At 40.3% G+C, this 18,045-nt stretch carries 15 protein-coding genes; 7 read left to right on the top strand and 8 right to left on the bottom strand.

Annotated features, from left to right (window positions below; all coding sequences use genetic code 11):
- A partial coding sequence (locus WG989_RS19290; protein WP_340431689.1) for a hypothetical protein occupies positions 1-1,216 on the top strand: 1,216 nt, incomplete at its 5' end.
- 136 nt (positions 1,217-1,352) lie between these two features.
- On the opposite strand, the gene WG989_RS19285 is transcribed toward WG989_RS19290, so the two are convergent.
- The 3 genes from WG989_RS19285 to WG989_RS19275 form a co-directional block, all read right to left on the bottom strand.
- Positions 1,353-2,588, bottom strand: a complete 1,236-nt coding sequence (locus tag WG989_RS19285; protein ID WP_340431688.1) for an Ig-like domain-containing protein — start codon at positions 2,586-2,588, stop codon at positions 1,353-1,355.
- Positions 2,589-3,223: 635 nt separating this feature from the next.
- Complete coding sequence (locus tag WG989_RS19280) at positions 3,224-4,447, bottom strand: Ig-like domain-containing protein (protein ID WP_340431687.1); 1,224 nt, start codon at positions 4,445-4,447, stop codon at positions 3,224-3,226.
- A gap of 707 nt (positions 4,448-5,154) precedes the next feature.
- Positions 5,155-6,876 carry a DEAD/DEAH box helicase gene (locus WG989_RS19275; protein ID WP_340431686.1) on the bottom strand — a complete coding sequence of 574 codons (1,722 nt, stop codon included), beginning with the start codon at positions 6,874-6,876 and terminating at the stop codon, positions 5,155-5,157.
- A gap of 207 nt (positions 6,877-7,083) precedes the next feature.
- On the opposite strand from WG989_RS19275, the gene WG989_RS19270 reads away from it, so the two are divergent.
- The 4 genes from WG989_RS19270 (at position 7,084) to def (ending at position 9,804) form a co-directional block, all read left to right on the top strand.
- A complete protein-coding gene (locus WG989_RS19270; RefSeq protein WP_340431685.1) occupies positions 7,084-7,620 on the top strand; it encodes an RNA methyltransferase in 537 nt (178 codons plus the stop codon).
- Between the two features lie 15 nt (positions 7,621-7,635).
- Positions 7,636-8,574, top strand: a complete 939-nt coding sequence (locus WG989_RS19265; RefSeq protein ID WP_340431684.1) for a UbiA-like polyprenyltransferase — start codon at positions 7,636-7,638, stop codon at positions 8,572-8,574.
- A 106-nt stretch (positions 8,575-8,680) separates the two neighbouring features.
- Positions 8,681-9,091: a Holliday junction resolvase RuvX gene (gene ruvX / locus WG989_RS19260; protein WP_340431683.1), complete on the top strand. Its 411-nt coding sequence runs from the start codon at positions 8,681-8,683 to the stop codon at positions 9,089-9,091.
- 134 nt (positions 9,092-9,225) lie between these two features.
- Positions 9,226-9,804 carry a peptide deformylase gene (gene def / locus WG989_RS19255; RefSeq protein ID WP_340431682.1) on the top strand — a complete coding sequence of 193 codons (579 nt, stop codon included), beginning with the start codon at positions 9,226-9,228 and terminating at the stop codon, positions 9,802-9,804.
- Positions 9,805-9,873: 69 nt separating this feature from the next.
- On the opposite strand, the gene WG989_RS19250 is transcribed toward def, so the two are convergent.
- On the bottom strand, positions 9,874-10,953 hold the full coding sequence (locus WG989_RS19250) for an RluA family pseudouridine synthase (protein ID WP_340431708.1): 1,080 nt from the start codon (positions 10,951-10,953) through the stop codon (positions 9,874-9,876).
- Between the two features lie 57 nt (positions 10,954-11,010).
- Here WG989_RS19250 and lipB point away from each other — a divergent pair, with 57 nt between their 5' ends.
- Positions 11,011-11,763, top strand: a complete 753-nt coding sequence (gene lipB / locus WG989_RS19245) for a lipoyl(octanoyl) transferase LipB (RefSeq protein ID WP_340431681.1) — start codon at positions 11,011-11,013, stop codon at positions 11,761-11,763.
- On the opposite strand, the gene WG989_RS19240 is transcribed toward lipB, so the two are convergent.
- The 3 genes from WG989_RS19240 to WG989_RS19230 all read right to left on the bottom strand — a co-directional run bounded on the left by WG989_RS19240 (position 11,737) and on the right by WG989_RS19230 (position 14,289).
- A complete protein-coding gene (locus tag WG989_RS19240; protein ID WP_340431680.1) occupies positions 11,737-12,543 on the bottom strand; it encodes a hypothetical protein in 807 nt (268 codons plus the stop codon). The two genes, lipB and WG989_RS19240, sit on opposite strands and share 27 nt — an antisense overlap.
- 86 nt (positions 12,544-12,629) lie before the next feature.
- On the bottom strand, positions 12,630-13,331 hold the full coding sequence (locus WG989_RS19235) for a hypothetical protein (protein WP_340431679.1): 702 nt from the start codon (positions 13,329-13,331) through the stop codon (positions 12,630-12,632).
- 52 nt (positions 13,332-13,383) lie between these two features.
- On the bottom strand, positions 13,384-14,289 hold the full coding sequence (locus WG989_RS19230) for a 1-aminocyclopropane-1-carboxylate deaminase/D-cysteine desulfhydrase (protein WP_340431678.1): 906 nt from the start codon (positions 14,287-14,289) through the stop codon (positions 13,384-13,386).
- A gap of 55 nt (positions 14,290-14,344) precedes the next feature.
- Here WG989_RS19230 and WG989_RS19225 point away from each other — a divergent pair, with 55 nt between their 5' ends.
- A complete protein-coding gene (locus tag WG989_RS19225) occupies positions 14,345-15,244 on the top strand; it encodes a nucleotidyltransferase family protein (protein WP_340431677.1) in 900 nt (299 codons plus the stop codon).
- A gap of 43 nt (positions 15,245-15,287) precedes the next feature.
- Here WG989_RS19225 and WG989_RS19220 read toward each other — a convergent pair whose 3' ends face one another.
- Positions 15,288-17,870: a S8 family peptidase gene (locus WG989_RS19220; protein ID WP_340431676.1), complete on the bottom strand. Its 2,583-nt coding sequence runs from the start codon at positions 17,868-17,870 to the stop codon at positions 15,288-15,290.
- Between the last annotated feature and the right edge of the window lie 175 nt (positions 17,871-18,045).

Below are 18,045 nucleotides of genomic sequence, written 5' to 3'. Positions count from 1 at the left end.
CGGAGCAACAACCGAAGATCTTGCTTCAGTACCAGCAGGAGCATATAGTGTAACCGTAACTGATGCAAACGGCTGTACAGAAACAGCAAATGCAACAGTGAATCAACCTAATGCTCTCAGTTGCAGCTTAACCACACCTTCTATTCCTGTTTGTGGTACAAGTGGCAGTACAGTAAGCGGTACAGTAAGTGGCGGTACAGGTCCATATACCTGCAGTGCTGTATTTGATGCAACTGGAGTAAATGCGGGATGGTCAGTTACCAATTGTGCAGTTGTTGGTGGTGTAATCACAGTTACTTATACATCAGGAGGTGTAGCAAGTACAGTGCTTACAGTTACAGTTACTGATGCGAATGGTTGTACCAGTACATGCACTGTAACATTAACTTGTGATGGTGGTAAAGGATGTACTCCGGGCTTCTGGAAAACACATCCTGAAGTGTGGGATAATTGCAGTGATCTTGTAGTACAGGCAATTCCTGGTGCATCATGTACAGGTACAGGTACCAGTGGCAACTTTACACCTGGAGCCGATTTCACAACAAGTACACCGTTTGTAGCATACTTTGGTATTACAAATAATACATGTGGAGGTGGTTGCAGGATTGCTAATTTGCCAAGCACAATGGGTGCTGCAATGAGTGCCGGTGGTGGCGATTGTAAGAAACTGGCAAGAACCGGTGTGGCGGCATTGTTGAATGCAGCAGTATTCGGATCAGATTATCTTGATGCAACAGGCTATGCAAGTTATACTGAGTTGTATAATGCGATTAAGAATGGCTTTAATACCTGCACATACGAGCCTTTGGCAACAAATCTTGACAGGGCAAATAACCAGGATCATAGTTTGTGCAGTGGCTTACCAGGTACAATTCTCACATCTTCAATAGTAAGTGGCAACAGGATCAACAGTAATGATGTTACACTTAATGTCAGCAAGCAGTTAACAGTGCAAGCTTATCCTAATCCATTCAACAGTGAAATAAACTTCCGCTTTATTTCTCCTGAATCAGGATATGCAAATCTTGAAGTGTTTGATATGGTAGGCAGAAAACTGTCAATTGTATATGCAGGACATGTGGATGCAAACGTTCAACGTACAGTTACATACAGGGTACCTGTTTCACAACAAGTACCAATGGTTTACAGGCTAACTGTAAATGGTAAAGCTGTAGTTGGCAAGTTGCTTCCGGGCGACCGAAACAATAATTATTAATTATTAAAACTTAGGGTTGATAAACAGGGAAAAACAGAAAGGCGCTCCTTGATTGGGGCGCTTTTCACAGAAATAAAAAGCCGGTTCAATTATTTTGAACCGGCTTTTTATTTAGAACTGTTATAGATATTGCTTATTAATAATTCATTACATAAACATAGTAACCTGCACGGGTTGTGAAGAAGTCGTAATCGATCCATGAGTAACCTGCATCACCCCAGGCAGTGCCCCATGAGTTCATTACTTTGTATGCATTCTTCGCATCATCATAGCCACAGATAATTAATGCATGACCAATATTTCCAAAGCCGGCTGTTTTCCATATATAACCAGGGCCTGCATTCTGGAAATTATTATCTATAGTAAGAGAAGCAATAACAGGATGTTTTGCTGCGATCATTAATTTAATTGCGTTCTTATCAGTATTTATAATTTTAGAGTATCCACCAATTTTGTAAGCAGCAGCTGTTTGGTCTTGCGATGAAGTTGGTAACAAGGTGCAACCATTCACATCGCTGTAAGGCATCACCGACCATGGTAATACACCTTTATTCTTCATCAGGTCGAGCGTTAAAGTAATTGCTGTACCTGATCCACAATCGGATGCAATTTTAGTTTGATTGTACACATATTCAGGACTGAAAATATTTGTGGTAAGGCTGTAAGAAGATGCTCCGCTTCTGTAATACTGTTCAATTGAACGTGCAGCATAAGCTGTTGCAAAAGGTACGCATGTCCACTCGTATCCCTGTGTGCCAATAGGCGGCGTTTGTAAAAAATAACTTGCAGGTGGGGTACCTGTTGGAGGCTGTGTAATGACTGTGTTTTTTGCAACAGTAATTGTATACGAACCTGTATTACCTTTTGCATCTTTTGCTGTTGCAGTTAAAGTGTGTGTGCCATTTGCTACTGTAGATGCATCCCAGTAAAAATTGTAAGGTGAAGCAGTGAGTGTTGATTTTACAACACCATTCACACTAAAACTTACTGAAGAAACACCCACGTTGTCTGATGCTGCAACCGAAACTGTAACTACACCGGAAACTGTTGATCCGTTTGCAGGAGACATAATTGAAACTGCAGGAGGGGTGTTGTCGGTTGTACTGCCACCACCGCCACCGGTTGGCTTTCCTTTTGCAGAAATAAGTTCTGATGAAAAACGTCCATTTACAGAGTTGTTAGCAGACATGATCATTGGAATTTTACTTACAAGGATCGGATCATCCGGCGTAATGCCTCCAAGACGGGACTGATTCATTTCAGTTATTGGTTCTTCAGGAGATTGATTGGATACTTCTTTTTTACAGGAAGTCCACATAAGGGATACAGCTACCAAGGCAGCGATCGTAAAGTTGGATTTTAGATTTGTCATTTGTTTTTTATTTATTTAAGAATTCAAAAAGCCTTTCAGTTTTTATTTTCTGTTTTATGTATTTACTCTTCAATAAATGAATACATCAGATGATACACAAAAGGGCCGGATGCTTAAATAATTTTCTACTTAAGACACATTAGTTTGCTTGCAGGTGTTTGGAAAATTGAAACCTCAGATTTAATCTATCGGGAAATGGTTCTTCTGACGAGACTGGATATTGATCTTTTAAAACTTTTTTGTCTTCTCTGGGTATTCTTATTCAAACTTCACATTCCATAGCTTTTTCGAGATAGAAAAATGACAAAGATGATGCCATCTGTAACGGATAATTATTCATGCTTTTTTTTTCTCAATTCTAAATTTCTTTCTCTCAAATGATTGTGTTTTTTTGCAAAACATAGTCGGGTAGTAAAAGACTTTTATGAGCTTTCAAGAAATGCAGGGCCGGTATTTTTTTTTCCTTGGTAGAAAGATGAGATAGTTTTAATAATGAAATTTGCTCTGTTGGTGCTCTTTAAAACAAACTGGAAAATAAAACGGGATCATACGATCCCGTTTTATTTATTTAACTTCTTTGGGTAGTTCTGTCTTTACCTCATCATTTTTATTCTACATAAGGTAGAATGAAAGTTTTAGTAATTCATCACATACACATAGTACCCTGCTCTGGTTGGAAAGAAATCATAGTCGATCCAGGTAAAACCGGCATCGCCCCAATTTGTACCCCATGAGTTCATTACTTTATATGCATTTTTAGAATCATCATACCCACAAATGATCATACCATGGCCAATGTTTCCGAAGCCGGCAGAGTTCCAGATAAATCCGGGACCTGCATTTGAAATTTTATCATCGAGTGTTACAGAAATGATCACCGGATGTTTGGCAACAAGCATTGTTTTGATCGCATTCTTATCGGTGTTAAGCAATTTAGAGTAGCCTCCAATTTTATAAGCTGCTGCTGCAGCATCAATTGCAGAAGTTGGAAGCAGAGAGCAACCATTTATATCACTGTAAGGCATCGTTGCCCAAGGCGCAACACCTTTATTTTTCATCAAATCAAGTGTTAATGTAATGGCAGTGCCTGAACCACAATCAGAAGCAATTTTTGTTTGATTGTACACATACTCAGGACTAAAAACATTTGTAGAATTATCAAAGCCTGTTGCTCCGGTACGGTAATACTGTTCTATTGAACGGGCGGCGTAAGCTGTTGCAAAAGCAACACAACTACCTTCATTTCCCTGTGCTTTAGCAGTTGGAGTTGCTAACATATAACTTGAAGGCAGGGTAGTGGTTGGAGGTAATACAGTAATGGTTGTATTTACCGCAACTGTAATTGTATATGAGCCTGTATTCCCCGCAGCATCTCTTGCAACTGCTGTTAGTGTGTGAGTACCGTCTGCAACAGAACTTGCATTCCACGAAAAATTATACGGAGCTGCTTTTAAACTGTCTTTTGCAACACCATCGACCATGAGTTTTACTGAAGCAATACCTATATTGTCTGTAGCCTCTGTTGCAATAGTAATTGTTCCGCTTGCTGTAGCTGAGTTGCCCGGAGAAGTTATTTTCGCTGCGGGTGGAGTAATGTCAGCTTTTGTTGGTCTGCCTTTGAACAGCGGTGCAATTGAATAAGATGAAACCTTGCCTGCAGTCTTTGATAAATTTGAAGACACGATAAATGGTGTTTTAATAACAACGGCCTGCGGATCTTCTATTGCACCCGATAATCTTACCTGCGCAGACTCAGCCTGGTTTTCATTGGATTGATTGGAGACCTCTTTTTTACATGCTGCTAAAAATGTTACGACAACCAAAGCAGACATGCTTACGGGTCGGATTAAATTTTTCATGTTTAGAATTATTGGTTTTAAAGTAATAAATACAAATGTTAATTGTGTCTTTGCATAGATATAGTGTACCGTATAAATTTAATTATACTGACCATGTGTTGGTTGAACAGTTGTACAAATACAGAAATGACATTCGTCGTTTCCGGTATTCATGCTGCCACGATAAGTTTTGTGAGATCGACTTGATTCTTGTCTGTTGGAGAATGGCTCTTCTAGGGATCCGGATATTGGTCTTTTAATCTTCTGTAAAACTAATCAATCACATGTTATTCTCAAAGCTCTTCTACTATGATAAACTACTATTTTTTTGTAGTAAAATGTCAATAATGATGCCAGTAACTTTTTTACTGCTGATTCTCTTTTGTACAATGTAAAATTAACTGTTGGAAATTGATTTGTAAACGAATAAACTTTTATGGTTAGCAATTGAATTCTTATTTATCAGCATGCTGTATCAAATGAACAGATATGTAATTTCGTAATTGATGTTGTGTTGATTTGTAATAAAATACGGCATTGATTTTTTATTGACTAATGTAGGTATAGAAATCAGCAGTTTATAGTTTTGTACTTTATGAGCATTGAAGCAACTCTTATTTTGCTATTATAAAGATTGGCATAACTGCAAAAGCTTTTTCAGACTATCTGAAAAAGCTTTAAAAAGAGTTAGAAATAAAAACCCCGGAATTTCCGGGGTTTTTATTTTATTATCTGCTGTTCGCATCATTCATTCGAATATTCCGTCCTTTGAATTTTTTTCCATCAATGGAACGGATCATTTGCGTAGCCGCTTTGCTGTCTACTTCAACCCAGCTATTCATTTCACGCATATCAATTTTGCCGAGTGCTTCTTTTTTGAGATCACTCATATCTAAAATGAATTGCAAAAAGCTGGCTTTGTAAAAACCATCTTTGGTGCCGAGGTTTACAAACAGACGGGTGTAGTTGCCGGAACCACCACCATTGAATTCACGGCCTTGTGTATCACGGTAAGGTTGGCGCTCACGTTCACGTGTACGTCCTGAACCCGGTCTTTCTCTTTCAATACCACGACGGCCACCATCACCATCACGTTTGAATTTATCAAACTCACGGCCACGCTCACGGATGTTGAGATCTTCCGAGTTTTCGTAATACTTCAGAAAGCGATCGAACTCCATTGAAGCAACACGCTTCAGAATCTCTTCTTTGCTGATGTCTGCAAATTTTTCCTGCAGCATCGGAATGTAGGTTTCATATTCTGCATTGCTCACATCCATGTTAATGAGCTTATCCATAAACGAGAAAAACTGTTTGCGGCAAACATCTTTTCCGGTAGGGATTTCCAGCTTATTAAATTTCGATTGTGCAATACGTTCTATCTGACGAATCTTTCCAATTTCACGGCTGTGTACAATGCTCATACAAATACCCGTTTTACCTGCACGACCTGTACGACCACTACGGTGGGTGTACACTTCAATATCATCAGGTAATTCGTAGTTGATCACATGCGTAATATCTTTTACATCAATACCACGTGCAGCCACATCGGTTGCAATCAGCAATTGCAATGTTCTGTCACGGAACTGACCCATTACCGCATCTCTTTGTTGTTGGGTAAGATCGCCATGCAATGCATCAATATCATAACCTTCACGAGTTAATTTCTCGGAAATATTTTGTGCATCAATTTTAGTACGTGTAAAAATGATCCCGTAAATACCGGGGTTGAAATCGATCAAACGTTTCAATGCTTCGTAGCGGTGTTGTGACGACACCACAAAATACTGATGATCGATATTTACGTTGGCGGTATTCATTTTGCCAACCGTTACTTCTACGGGCTCTTTCATGTACTTACGGCTCACCTTACGAATTTCCGGTGGCATCGTTGCACTGAATAACCAGGTACTTTCTTTCTTGGGTGTGTTCTGCAAAATGAATTCAATATCATCCTGAAAACCCATGTTCAGCATTTCATCTGCTTCATCCAATACCACATACTTGATTTCACCAAGGTTGATGGCCTTGCGTTCGATCAGATCGATCAAACGACCGGGAGTAGCTACAACGATCTGGATACCACGTTTGATATCACGGATCTGCATGCCGATAGAGGCGCCGCCATAAACAGCAACCACCTGCATTCCCTTCATGTGTTTCTTGAAAATTTCTATTTCTTTAACGATCTGCAGGCAAAGTTCACGTGTAGGACAAACGATCAATGCCTGTGGGTGTTTTTTGCTTTCGTCTAATAATTGCAGCAATGGTAAACCAAAGGCTGCTGTTTTGCCGGTGCCGGTTTGGGCAAGGCCGATCAAATCCGTGGTTCCGCTAAGCAGAACGGGGATTGCTTTTTCCTGAATAGGAGTGGGAGTTGTAAAACCGAGTTCACTAATCGCTTTCATCAATCTTTCATCCAAGCCAAGCGCTTCAAATGTGTTCATAACTAATGTCAAAATTTCGGCAAAGGTAAGGCTTTATGGGGGAAGAGGGGCTAGAAGTACGCAGTAAGAGGTAAGAGGTACGGCGTGTATCCTGTCTGACGGTAATAATGATATAAGTTGATTTCGGATTTCAGATGTCCGATTTCAGATTTTTATCCATTGCCTATTGCCCATTCACCATTGCCCATTCACCATTACCTTTGCGCCATGCGAAAACTGGGCATGGATGAACTGAACCGTAAAACGGTAGATGAGTTCAGAAAAGCAGATAAAAACCGGGTGATTGTGGTGCTGGAAAATATCCGCAGCATGCAGAATGTGGGCAGCGTGTTCCGCACTGCCGATGCCTTTTTAGCGGAAGCTATTTACCTCATTGGCTACACGCCGCAGCCCCCGCACAGGGATATTCACAAAACAGCACTGGGTGCAACAGAAACCGTAAACTGGAAGTATTTTGCCAAAACCAGCGAGGCAATTGCTGAGTTGAAAGCAAGCGGCTATAAGCTGTTTGGGATTGAACAGACCGAAGGCAGCATTTTACTCCAGGATTTTGAAAAAGCGAAAGAAGAAAAAATTGCCCTCATCTTTGGAAACGAAGCTGAAGGAGTGGAACAGGAAACGTTGCATGAATGTGAAGGCTGTATTGAAATACCGCAGTTTGGAATGAAGCATTCACTCAATATTTCAGTAGCAGCAGGCGTGGTGCTCTGGGAAATGGCAAGAAAAGGTATATTGAACCAATAATCAGGATCGAACAACATGAGCACAGTAAAGAACTATTTATCGCTTATAAAATTTTCACATACCATTTTTGCATTGCCGTTTGCATTGATTGGATTTTTTCTGGCTTTGATGAGCGGAAATATTCAACATTCTCACTGGAACTTAAATGAAACAATAGGTTGGGGACCGAAACCGTTTGAGCCATCTTTTTTTCAGCATTATGGGCAAACAATTCTCAAAAAATTTTTTCTAGTTCTTCTCTGCATGATCTTCGCCCGCAGTGCCGCCATGGCATTCAATCGTTACTTAGACAGAAGTTTTGATGCAAAAAATCCACGCACGGCTATTCGTGAAATCCCGGCAGGAATTATTTCGGCCAATAGTGCTTTGATTTTCACCATCGTCAATAGCGTGTTGTTTGTAGTTACAACTTATTTCATCAATATCCTTTGTTTTGCATTGTCGCCGGTTGCATTGTTTGTAGTGTTAGGTTACAGTTATACCAAACGATTTACACCGCTTTGTCATTTGGTGTTGGGATTAGGTTTAGCGTTGGCGCCCATTGGGGCTTATTTAGCAGTAACAGGTGCATTTGCCGTGTTGCCCATTCTCTTTTCGTTCACTGTGTTATTTTGGGTGAGTGGTTTCGATATTATTTATGCATTGCAGGATGAAGAGTTTGATAAGCAGTATGAACTGAAATCAATTCCTGCCTGGTTGGGCAAAGCAAAAGCATTGCGTGTATCGGAATGGTTGCATGTATTGGCTGCATTGTGTGTAATTGCAGCTGGTTTTTATGGAGGCTTTGGATGGTTGTATTGGATCGGCGTGGCAGTTTTTGTGAGCATGTTGATCTATCAACATTCCGTTGTAAAACCAACTGATCTGCGGAGAGTAAACTTAGCATTCATGACGGCGAATGGAATTGCCAGTGTAGTGTTTGCAGTGTTTGTGATTGCGGATATATTTATTTAACGAAAACAAACTTAGTACGTCACCTCGACGAAGGAGAGGTCTCATAAAACTCAAACTGGTTGCAATTTTAGAGATGTCTCCTGCGTCGACATGACGGCTTCGAATTATGGCAAGGATAATGTGCATCGACTACGGCGGTAAACGCACCGGCATTGCGGTAACAGATCCGTTGCAGATCATTGCCACCGGTTTAACTACCATTGAAACAAAAAATTTCATACCGTTTCTCAATGATTATTTCAGCAAAGAACAAGTAGAGCTGATACTGATCGGTATGCCCACCAATTGGGATGATAGTGATACCCATGCAACGCCGTTAGTGAAGCGTGCCATTGAACAGCTGAAAAAAAACTTCCCTGCAATCCCTATTGAAACGGTAGATGAGCGCTATACTTCCAAAATGGCCAAGAATGCCATGCTTGAAATGGGACTCAAAAAAAGTCAACGTAGGGATAAAAAACTGGTAGATGAGATAGCGGCAACGATCATGCTACAGGAATATTTAGCAAGATTATAGAGTTCAGATTTACAATTGCAGATCAATTCCTACGGCTCCAGTGCTTATATTTGCAGCTAATTTTTACAGTTGTGGTATAAATCTGCAACCTCCCTGTCGGCAGACAGATCTAAAATCGTAAATCTGAAATAAGCATGATTCTTCCCATTGTCGCCTACGGCTTTGATGTGTTACGGAAAGTAAGCAAAGACATTACTCCTGATTATCCGGGTTTGGAAAAGTTTATTGCCGATATGTGGGAAACCATGTACTCGTCGAGTGGAGTAGGTTTGGCTGCACCTCAGGTGAACAAAGACATCCGTTTGTTTGTGGTGGATAGTGCACAAATGTTTGCCAATATGGACGAAACAGAAACCTTACTTTATTCAGACCGTCCAGGTATAAAACAGGTGTTTATTAATGCGCAGGTGGAAGAATTACTTGGCGATGATTGGTTGTATAACGAAGGTTGCCTGAGTATTCCTAAAATACGGGAAGATGTGTATCGTGCAGAAGAGGTAACCATCCGTTATATGGACGAAACGTTTACGGAGCATGTAAAAACTTTTGATGGATTAACAGCAAGAGTAATTCTGCATGAATACGATCACATCGAAGGAAAATTATTCATTGATCATCTCAAACCGTTGAAACGTAAATTACTCAAGGGTAAACTTGATGATATTTCAAGAGGAAAGGTGAGTGTAGATTACAAGATGGTGTTTCCGAAGTAGACCACAGATAAACTGATTGATCTGATTCGAATGATAAATCCCCGATATCAACAGATATCGGGGATTCTTTTATTCATCATCTCCCGTTAAATTCTTCGCCTTTGTATACACCCGCCATTTCTCGATCACTTTCTGCATATCAGTTGCCAACTCACTTTCAAACAATATCCGCTTCTGCGTTTTCGGATGCGTGAATCCTAAGGTTTGCGCATGCAAAGCTTGTCGTGAACAGATGGCAAAACAATTATCGACAAACTGTTTGTACTTGGTGTAAACCGTTCCTTTTACAATTCGGTCGCCGCCATAGGTATCATCATTAAACAACGGGTGACCAACATGCTGCATGTGAACACGTATCTGGTGTGTACGACCGGTTTCAAGCCTGCATTCTACCAGTGTTGTATAACCGAAACGCTCCAGTACTGTATAGTGAGTTGTAGCTTCTTTCCCATATTCTCCATCAGGATATACATCCATGATCTTGCGGAAACGTTGATGTCGGCCTACATGTCCCGTAATGGTGCCGCTGTCTTCTTTTATATCGCCCCAAACCAACGCAATGTATTTTCGCTCAACTGTATGATCAAAAAACTGTTTGGCCAAATGCACACTTGCCTGTTCATTTTTTGCAAGCACCACCAATCCACTTGTGTTTTTATCAATACGATGGACCATGCCAAAGCGTGGTAATTGATCGGCTGTTAATTCCGGTTGCTGTTGTTTGAGATACCACACAATTCCGTTTACAAGCGTGCCGCTGTAATTACCACTGCCGGGGTGCATCACCATGCCTGCTACTTTATTTACAACCACCACCGATTCATCTTCAAATACAATATTGAGTGGCAGTTCTTCCGGTTTGATCTCAGTATCTTCCGGTGCTGTATCAGAAAAAGTGATGATCTCATCATCGGGGCGTACTTTGTAATTCGCTTTTACAATTTCATTGTTAACTAATACCAGGCCTGTTTCAATTCCCCGTTGCACTTTGTTTCGGGTAGCGCCTTCAATTTTGGTCATCAGGTATTTGTCGATACGCAACGGTTCTTGCCCTTTGCTCACCACAAAACGCTTTCGTTCATATAACTCTTCCGAACCATCACCGTTTTCCAGTTCACTATCCTGTTCGAGTATTTCTTCTTCTTTCATAAGCTGCAAAAGTAAGTCGTTTGAGCATCCATCCAATTCCCCGTAGCTTTGCAGGCAATGAAGCAAACGGTTCTATTTGAAGATCTAGGTGCAATGCCCTACAAAGAAGCATGGGATTACCAGGAATCTTTATTGACTGAAAATCTGGCGATCAAAGCAGAGTTACGCAATAAAGCCAATAGCACTGAGCCGATAGTTGATGATGTTCACCACTCGCCACTCACCACCCACCATCATTTGCTTTTAGTAGAACATCCTCCCGTATACACACTTGGCAAAAGCGGCGACGTGAAAAATATCTTGATCTCGGAAGAAGATCGTTTACAAAAAGGGATCGAGTTTTATCCAACCAATCGTGGCGGCGATATCACCTTCCATGGTCCGCAACAAATCGTTGGTTATCCGATTCTTGATCTGGAAAAATTTGAAACAGATATTGGGAAATACCTGCGCAAACTGGAAGAGGTGATTATTTTAACCATGGCAGAGTATGGATTAAAAGGAAAGCGCAGCAAAGGTGAAACTGGCGTGTGGCTTGATCCGGATGTAAAAGGAAAAGAACGAAAAATTTGTGCAATGGGAGTGCGTTGCAGCCGTTGGATAACCATGCATGGATTTGCATTCAATGTAAATACAGATTTGAACTATTTCAACCACATTATTCCATGCGGTATTGAAAATAAAGCCGTCACTTCCTTACAAAAAGAATTAGGAGCTCCTGTTGATTTTGAAGAGGCAAAAGAAAAAGTAAAACAAAAATTTGAGAACGTATTTGATGTTACGTTAAAGGGGCTTGGCGTAGTACAGTAAGGTTTTATGATCGCCAAATATCAATTCATCCTTTTCTACTTTATACACGAACATCAGCCATGAATGCTCACCTGATTTGATCTCTATTTGATTTTTCACCACTGTAATGGTGCAAGGCATTACTTCCGTTTTATCCTTTGAATAAAATGTAAGTTCAGCTGTTGCAGTTTTATCGCCATTATCTTTTATAGATTTTATATAGCGTATCAGAAACGATTCATTACTAACTGCACCGGGTTTTGCTCTGCGACGGTAAACGGTCCAGTCAACACCCGCCAGATCAGCAAGATTGGGATCAAGTGGTGTATCCAACACTTGATCAGTTACAGCATTTTTTCCTAAAGTTTCTCTCCAGAATATCTCTTTCTTCGTAAGTGTATGAACTGTGCCATCATCATCCAGCAACAAAAGCTCTGTTGCAGAAACAGCACCGATCGTATAAATATCAGCAGCGGCTATTAACACATTACCGGGCTCGTCAATTATAGCAACCCCACGCATAATAGTTTTAGTGCCATCTCTTGTTTCTACCTTATTTGCTTCGGTAAAATGCAGGTAAATCGTATCGCCGATCGGTAACTCTGATTTATCAGCATCAGAACGTTTTATTTCCTGCCATCTGCCTTGCAATTGCTCGAGGGTAAAATTGTATACAGGTCCTTTTTTTGATGAAGTGGTGTTGACCGGATTTACGCCTCTGCGTCCTACACGTTGGGCAAATAAAAATGAAGGAATAATTGATAATAGCACAAGCAATAAAGTAAGCTGCTTTTGTTTCATATGTGGGTATGCAGATGAAATAGTTCTGCAAGTGAACAACAAATTACAAAAACAGCGCCATTATCCAAAACAAGTTAAAAAAATAATTAATAATCTCTGGTAACGAGGAACTTATTCTTCTCTTTAAGATTGCCGTTTTCCTTCAATTCAAAATGATACCAGCCCGATTTCAGGAAATTAACCTTATCTAAAGTAAGATATGGTTCGCTGATCGAAGGGATCATAAAGAGGAGGCTGCCATCTTCTTTCAGAAAACGAATGCTGTATTTTTTCGAACCGGCATCGGGTAATTTGATAACAGGGTTGCCATCATTTCCGGTAAATACATAAATGGAAGGAACCCATACCGGTTTAGGTGGAGCCGATGGTTTTTCTTCTTTTTCTTTTGTTGCAGGAGTATAGTCCGGACGGGTATTTGATTCTTTTACCGGCACAATTGAAGTAGACGTATCGATCGTTAATTGTTTTGATGGAGTGAATACGTAGTTTGAACCTTCAAACAAAATAAAAATGCGGTAATACCCACTATCGTTCTTAGCAGATTTATCTAAAAATATGTAGGAACGAAGATTTGGATTTGGAACGGAATGAATGGTGCTGAAATTTCGTAAACTGTCTTTTGAACGCTGAATATTTATTTGTGATACATTCTTGAACGTACTTGCCCAACTGATAAATATTTCACCACTTTTCTTTTTAACGGCAGAAAATTTCGGAAGCGTATCTGTTTGTGCAATTGCCGATAAGCAGCAAAAGAGTGGAATAAAGAGTAAGCTTAGTTTCTTCATGGGATGTTCTGTGTCTGTTGGTTGTTCTACGTATGCGCAAATATAATGCCGTTCAGAATAACAACCGGCCATCTGCAATGCTGTTATTCCCCTGTAATCCACCGGTATGCAGTACAACAACCTTATCAGCTGCTGTAAAATAATTCTGTTCTGCCAGTTGCAATACAGCCTGCATCAACTTGCCGGTGTACACAATATCGGTTGGAATTGTTGTTTTTTGATAAAACAAATTCATAAAATCAAGTTGCTGTGCAGATGTTTTCGCATAACCTGCTCCTGCATGATCAAACAGGATCACTTGTTTTGCTGCAGCCGCATTGCTGATCTGTTGCTGCTGAAATAATAGTTGATCTGCTTCTTTAATTTTTAATACCGGAATGCCAATAACAGTTTGATCACTGGCAGCGGCTCTGGAAATACCCTGAAATGTTGTACCTGTTCCCATACAGCAAACGATATGAGTAAAGGAGTCGGCATCTTTCAGAAATGATAGAATTTCTGTGCAGCCCTGCAGCCCTTCTTCATTATCACCTCCTTCGGGTACAAAAAAATATTGATCATACGATGCAATGATCTGTTGTACAATTGCACTGCTTCGGTGATATTGACCTCGATCAACAGCGATCAGTTTCATGCCATGCTGTTGACAAAACAATAACGTATTATTCAATGGGTTTTGTATATCTCCACGGATAATGCCAACCGATGTCAACTTATTTTCATAGCATGCCCATGCTGTTGCTGCGAGGTGATTGGAATAAGCACCACCCATTGTAACGATCCCCTGTTTGTTTTCAGCGATCGTTCGTTGAAGGTTATACTTCAGTTTAAAAAATTTGTTTCCAGATACGAATGGATGTAACAGATCAAGCCGTGCAACAATAAATGAAAAGAATAAACCGTTGTTCAATTCCCATGTTACCGGGCTGTTGTATATTTTTTGCGCATCTGTTTGCATGATGGTTGGCAATGATAGTTTCCTATCTTCGCAGCGTTCAAAAATAACCGATTACATGCAACCAACTTTATTGATTTTAGCAGCAGGAATGGCCAGCCGTTATGGCAGCATGAAGCAGATGGAAGGGTTTGGTCCCTCAGGCGAAACTATTATGGATTATTCCATTTATGATGCCATTCGTGCAGGCTTTGGAAAGATCGTATTTATCATCCGCAAAGATTTTGCAGATAATTTCAAAGCTGTATTTGAACCCAAACTGAAAGGCCGTGTTGAAATTGATTATGTATATCAGCAACTCGATTCATTTACAGATGGGTACGATGTTCCCGCAACACGTACAAAGCCATGGGGTACTGCGCATGCTATTCTTTGTGCAAAAGATACTATCAAGGAACCATTTGCGGTGATCAATGCAGATGATTTTTATGGACGTGATGCATTTGAAAAAGCGTTTACGTTTTTAACAACAGAATGCAGTCCGCAAAAGCAGGCGATCATTGGTTACGAGCTTGCACGAACGCTGAGTGCAAATGGAACTGTAAGTCGTGGTGTGTGTGAAGTAGATGCAGCAAATAACCTGGTTAGTATTTCAGAGCGTACCAAGATCTATGGCGAAGGCGATAAGATCGTGTATGAAGATGCTAACGGAAAGCACGAAGTACCTTTTAACTCCAGTGTAAGTATGAACTTCTGGTGTTTTGATGCTTCTGTTTTTTCGGTAACCGCCAACTTGTTCGAAACATTTCTTCAACAGCACGGACAGGAAGAGAAATCAGAATTCTTTATTCCGATTGTTGCGGATACCTATATTAAAGAAGGACTTGGTGTGGTTAAAGTAATTCCAACATCATCACAATGGTTTGGTGTTACGTATAAAGAAGATGCGCCGGGTGTGCAGAAAAGTGTAGATGAACTTGTAGCTGCAGGAGAATATCCATCTTCGTTGTGGGGTTAAAACCTATTCAAATCCTTCCATAATTAATCTAAGTACAAACCGGTTAGTTGATAATAACTATACCAGTTTGTACTTTTTTATTTTTCTTCAACAGGCGGAAGTAATACATTCCTTTTGCAAGATTGTTAACGGAGATTTGTTGAGGATAATCATTCAGTTGATTTTGTAATACTACCCGTCCATACGTATCGATCAATTGGAAAAGCATATCTTCATCCTGTTCGGTAAGAACAGTCAACGATCCGTTTCTCGGCACAGGGTTAGGGTAAACAACAGCAGGCTTATTTCCTGTAAAATAAAGTGTTGCAATTTCTGAATAGATCAACCGGCCATCGGTTAATTCCAGCACGGCTCTGTAACGATTACTTCCTGCATGTAAGTTTTGATCTGTTGCTGAGTATTGCAATTGATTGATGGTAGTAAATGCTGCGATCGAAGTAAAACCATTCGCCAATTGTTTTTCAAACGAGATTCGTTTGATGCGCAATGTAGTTCCCAACTCAAGCAGCAAAGCAGCTTCATTGTTTAGGTTGAGGTCGGCAAGAAATGCTTTCACATAGCAACCGGTTCCTGCTGTTTCATAATTGAATGTATAACTGCCTACTGTTTCTTTCCCGTCAATGATGGCTGTAATAGAATAATGTTTGGCAGCGCTGTTTACTGTAGAGAGAATTGCAAATGTATCAGTTGTTACCAGCAATGGTTCCATATATTGATTTCCCAATTGGCGGATGCGGTAAGCTGCGGCTGAAGGAACTTTATCCCACAATAATAAAAAGGAATCAACACAAGCAAAACCTACTGCTGTTCCAATACGTTTTGAAATTGTAAATGTATCGGATGCGTAAATGTTAGTGTTAATGCGCATTCGCAACAATGCTTTACTGATAAGGTCAAGGGTTGAAAGTTTATAATAACCATTTGAAAGATCCACATTGTTATCAACTGTTTGCCAATTACTCCCGGCATCTGTACTCATTTCTAATTGCCCTGTTGCTGCACTATAACCCGATTTAAAACGAAGCACATTGGTTTGATTGGGAAACAGATGATCAGATGAAGTGGGAAAATCCCAACGGAATGTATCAGCTGTATCAAATTGATAAGCTATGGAAAATGTTTGTGCACCGGCAGGAACAGAAAACCCTTTTACTGTAATTATATAATCACCAACTGCCGGATTATCAATGCTGATTTGTTCAACTACATTCAAACTGTCTCTTTTACGAACAGGCAATTGTTGAATAGCAGCCATAGATGCTGTACTGTTCAACACCCATGGTTGCCATGTAGTTGATGAAGCTGTGTGCGTGAGTTCCAGATCAAGATCATTCAGTAACGCTTTTGTTGTATTGGGAGTTGACTGCGGATCGCTCCACACCAATGTTACTTTCAATTGCTTGATGCCTGCAGGAATTGTTATGTTGAATTGTTGTTGTGTTGATGCAGAAACCAATCCGGTAAAATGATGCCCTTGCACAATTGTATTGACAGCGTTGAATGCATTTGCATTTCCATACCCCGATTTAAAATCAATACCGGGCGATTCAACATCATCTGCACTGTTCAACAAAACTGCTTTAATGAGTGAAGCAGGTGCCGTATTCCCATTGTTTTGTTGTTTGTAGGTATGATGCAACACACCTGCAATACCCGATACCAAAGCAGCCGCACCAGAACTTCCATCTTCTCCAAACGCAACCAGCTCCGGCTTTACTCTTCCATCAAATGCAGGACCTTTTGAGCTTGGCGACAATACTACACCAAACGAATCGGTATGGCCAACCGTAATAATATTTTTTGCATGTTTGAAATTGCCGGTGAGATTTGAATAACCTGTAACAGTTGCGTAAGGTCCGGTGGCAGGAGTTTGTGTTCCTGAGTTGCCTGCCGAAAAAATATGAACCAATGAAGGATTGTTGATCACAGATGCATCGTAAGCCGCTGCCTCAGCGCCATAATAACTTTCTGCAACAGTTCCATACGAATGGTTCTGTACAAGAATAGAGGAAGAGTTATAATAGCTGTTGGGTTCAGGTAAAAGATTGTCAAAGCTGGCCGAACTGATGCGGCTGCCCCATGCAGCACCTTTTGTATTATACCATGTATTACCACCACCAGCCATCATCGTTGCCATGATCGATGCATGACCTGATACAGTTGTTGCAGCAAATGTTGAAGGGAGGATGCGTCCTTTAAAATCAATATCACTCGTGTCGAACTTTTGCTCCTTTACTGAAAGATTGATACCCGCAGCATTGAATAATGAGAAACGGTTATGAATGGTTGATATTCTGTTGGCTGCATAGTCAACAAAACCAAATAACAATTCTTCTTTTGCTTTTTTTGTTGCATCAACTGCAAGTACAATAGCATCGGAGATAATTTTTTCAAGGTCGCTCCAACTGCATTCAATCACCACAATTTTTGCCGGTGCATAGGTAGAAATGAGTTGAACCGATTTGTTTTTTTGCAGGAGTTTTTCAAATTGTTGAAGATCCGTTACTGCAACTGTATACAAACCTTTGCCGGTTGGTTTTGAAAACCTCATTTGCTCCTTGAACAAAGGCAATAACTTATCCACAATTTTTTTGTCAGTTACCTGTGCGGCTGAAACAACGCTCATTAAAAAAAATATTGAACACAGGAATGTTCGCCATTTTATTATCGTACAAAAGAATGAAATGATTGAATAAAATCTCATCGGGTATAAATCTCCTTAAAAAAAATCAAACTCATGCGTTGATTATTATTTGTGTAATCTTTCTTAGTGTTTCTACTTTTTGTTGAACGCTGCTGCG

Source organism: Lacibacter sp. H407 (assembly GCF_037892605.1).
GTDB lineage: Bacteria > Bacteroidota > Bacteroidia > Chitinophagales > Chitinophagaceae > Lacibacter.
Note: the sequence above shows the minus strand (reverse complement) of the source record. Positions and strands in the feature narration are given on the sequence as shown.

Coding starts and splice junctions, on each gene's coding strand:
- WG989_RS19280 (WP_340431687.1), bottom strand. CDS start 4,447: ATGAAAAATTTAATCCGACCCGTAAGCATGTCTGCTTTGGTTGTCGTA.
- WG989_RS19225 (WP_340431677.1), top strand. CDS start 14,345: ATGCAACCAACTTTATTGATTTTAGCAGCAGGAATGGCCAGCCGTTAT.
- WG989_RS19230 (WP_340431678.1), bottom strand. CDS start 14,289: ATGCAAACAGATGCGCAAAAAATATACAACAGCCCGGTAACATGGGAA.
- WG989_RS19285 (WP_340431688.1), bottom strand. CDS start 2,588: ATGACAAATCTAAAATCCAACTTTACGATCGCTGCCTTGGTAGCTGTA.
- WG989_RS19240 (WP_340431680.1), bottom strand. CDS start 12,543: ATGAAACAAAAGCAGCTTACTTTATTGCTTGTGCTATTATCAATTATT.
- WG989_RS19250 (WP_340431708.1), bottom strand. CDS start 10,953: ATGAAAGAAGAAGAAATACTCGAACAGGATAGTGAACTGGAAAACGGT.
- lipB (WP_340431681.1), top strand. CDS start 11,011: ATGAAGCAAACGGTTCTATTTGAAGATCTAGGTGCAATGCCCTACAAA.
- def (WP_340431682.1), top strand. CDS start 9,226: ATGATTCTTCCCATTGTCGCCTACGGCTTTGATGTGTTACGGAAAGTA.
- WG989_RS19220 (WP_340431676.1), bottom strand. CDS start 17,870: ATGAGCGTTGTTTCAGCCGCACAGGTAACTGACAAAAAAATTGTGGAT.
- WG989_RS19275 (WP_340431686.1), bottom strand. CDS start 6,876: ATGAACACATTTGAAGCGCTTGGCTTGGATGAAAGATTGATGAAAGCG.
- ruvX (WP_340431683.1), top strand. CDS start 8,681: ATGGCAAGGATAATGTGCATCGACTACGGCGGTAAACGCACCGGCATT.
- WG989_RS19270 (WP_340431685.1), top strand. CDS start 7,084: ATGCGAAAACTGGGCATGGATGAACTGAACCGTAAAACGGTAGATGAG.
- WG989_RS19235 (WP_340431679.1), bottom strand. CDS start 13,331: ATGAAGAAACTAAGCTTACTCTTTATTCCACTCTTTTGCTGCTTATCG.
- WG989_RS19265 (WP_340431684.1), top strand. CDS start 7,636: ATGAGCACAGTAAAGAACTATTTATCGCTTATAAAATTTTCACATACC.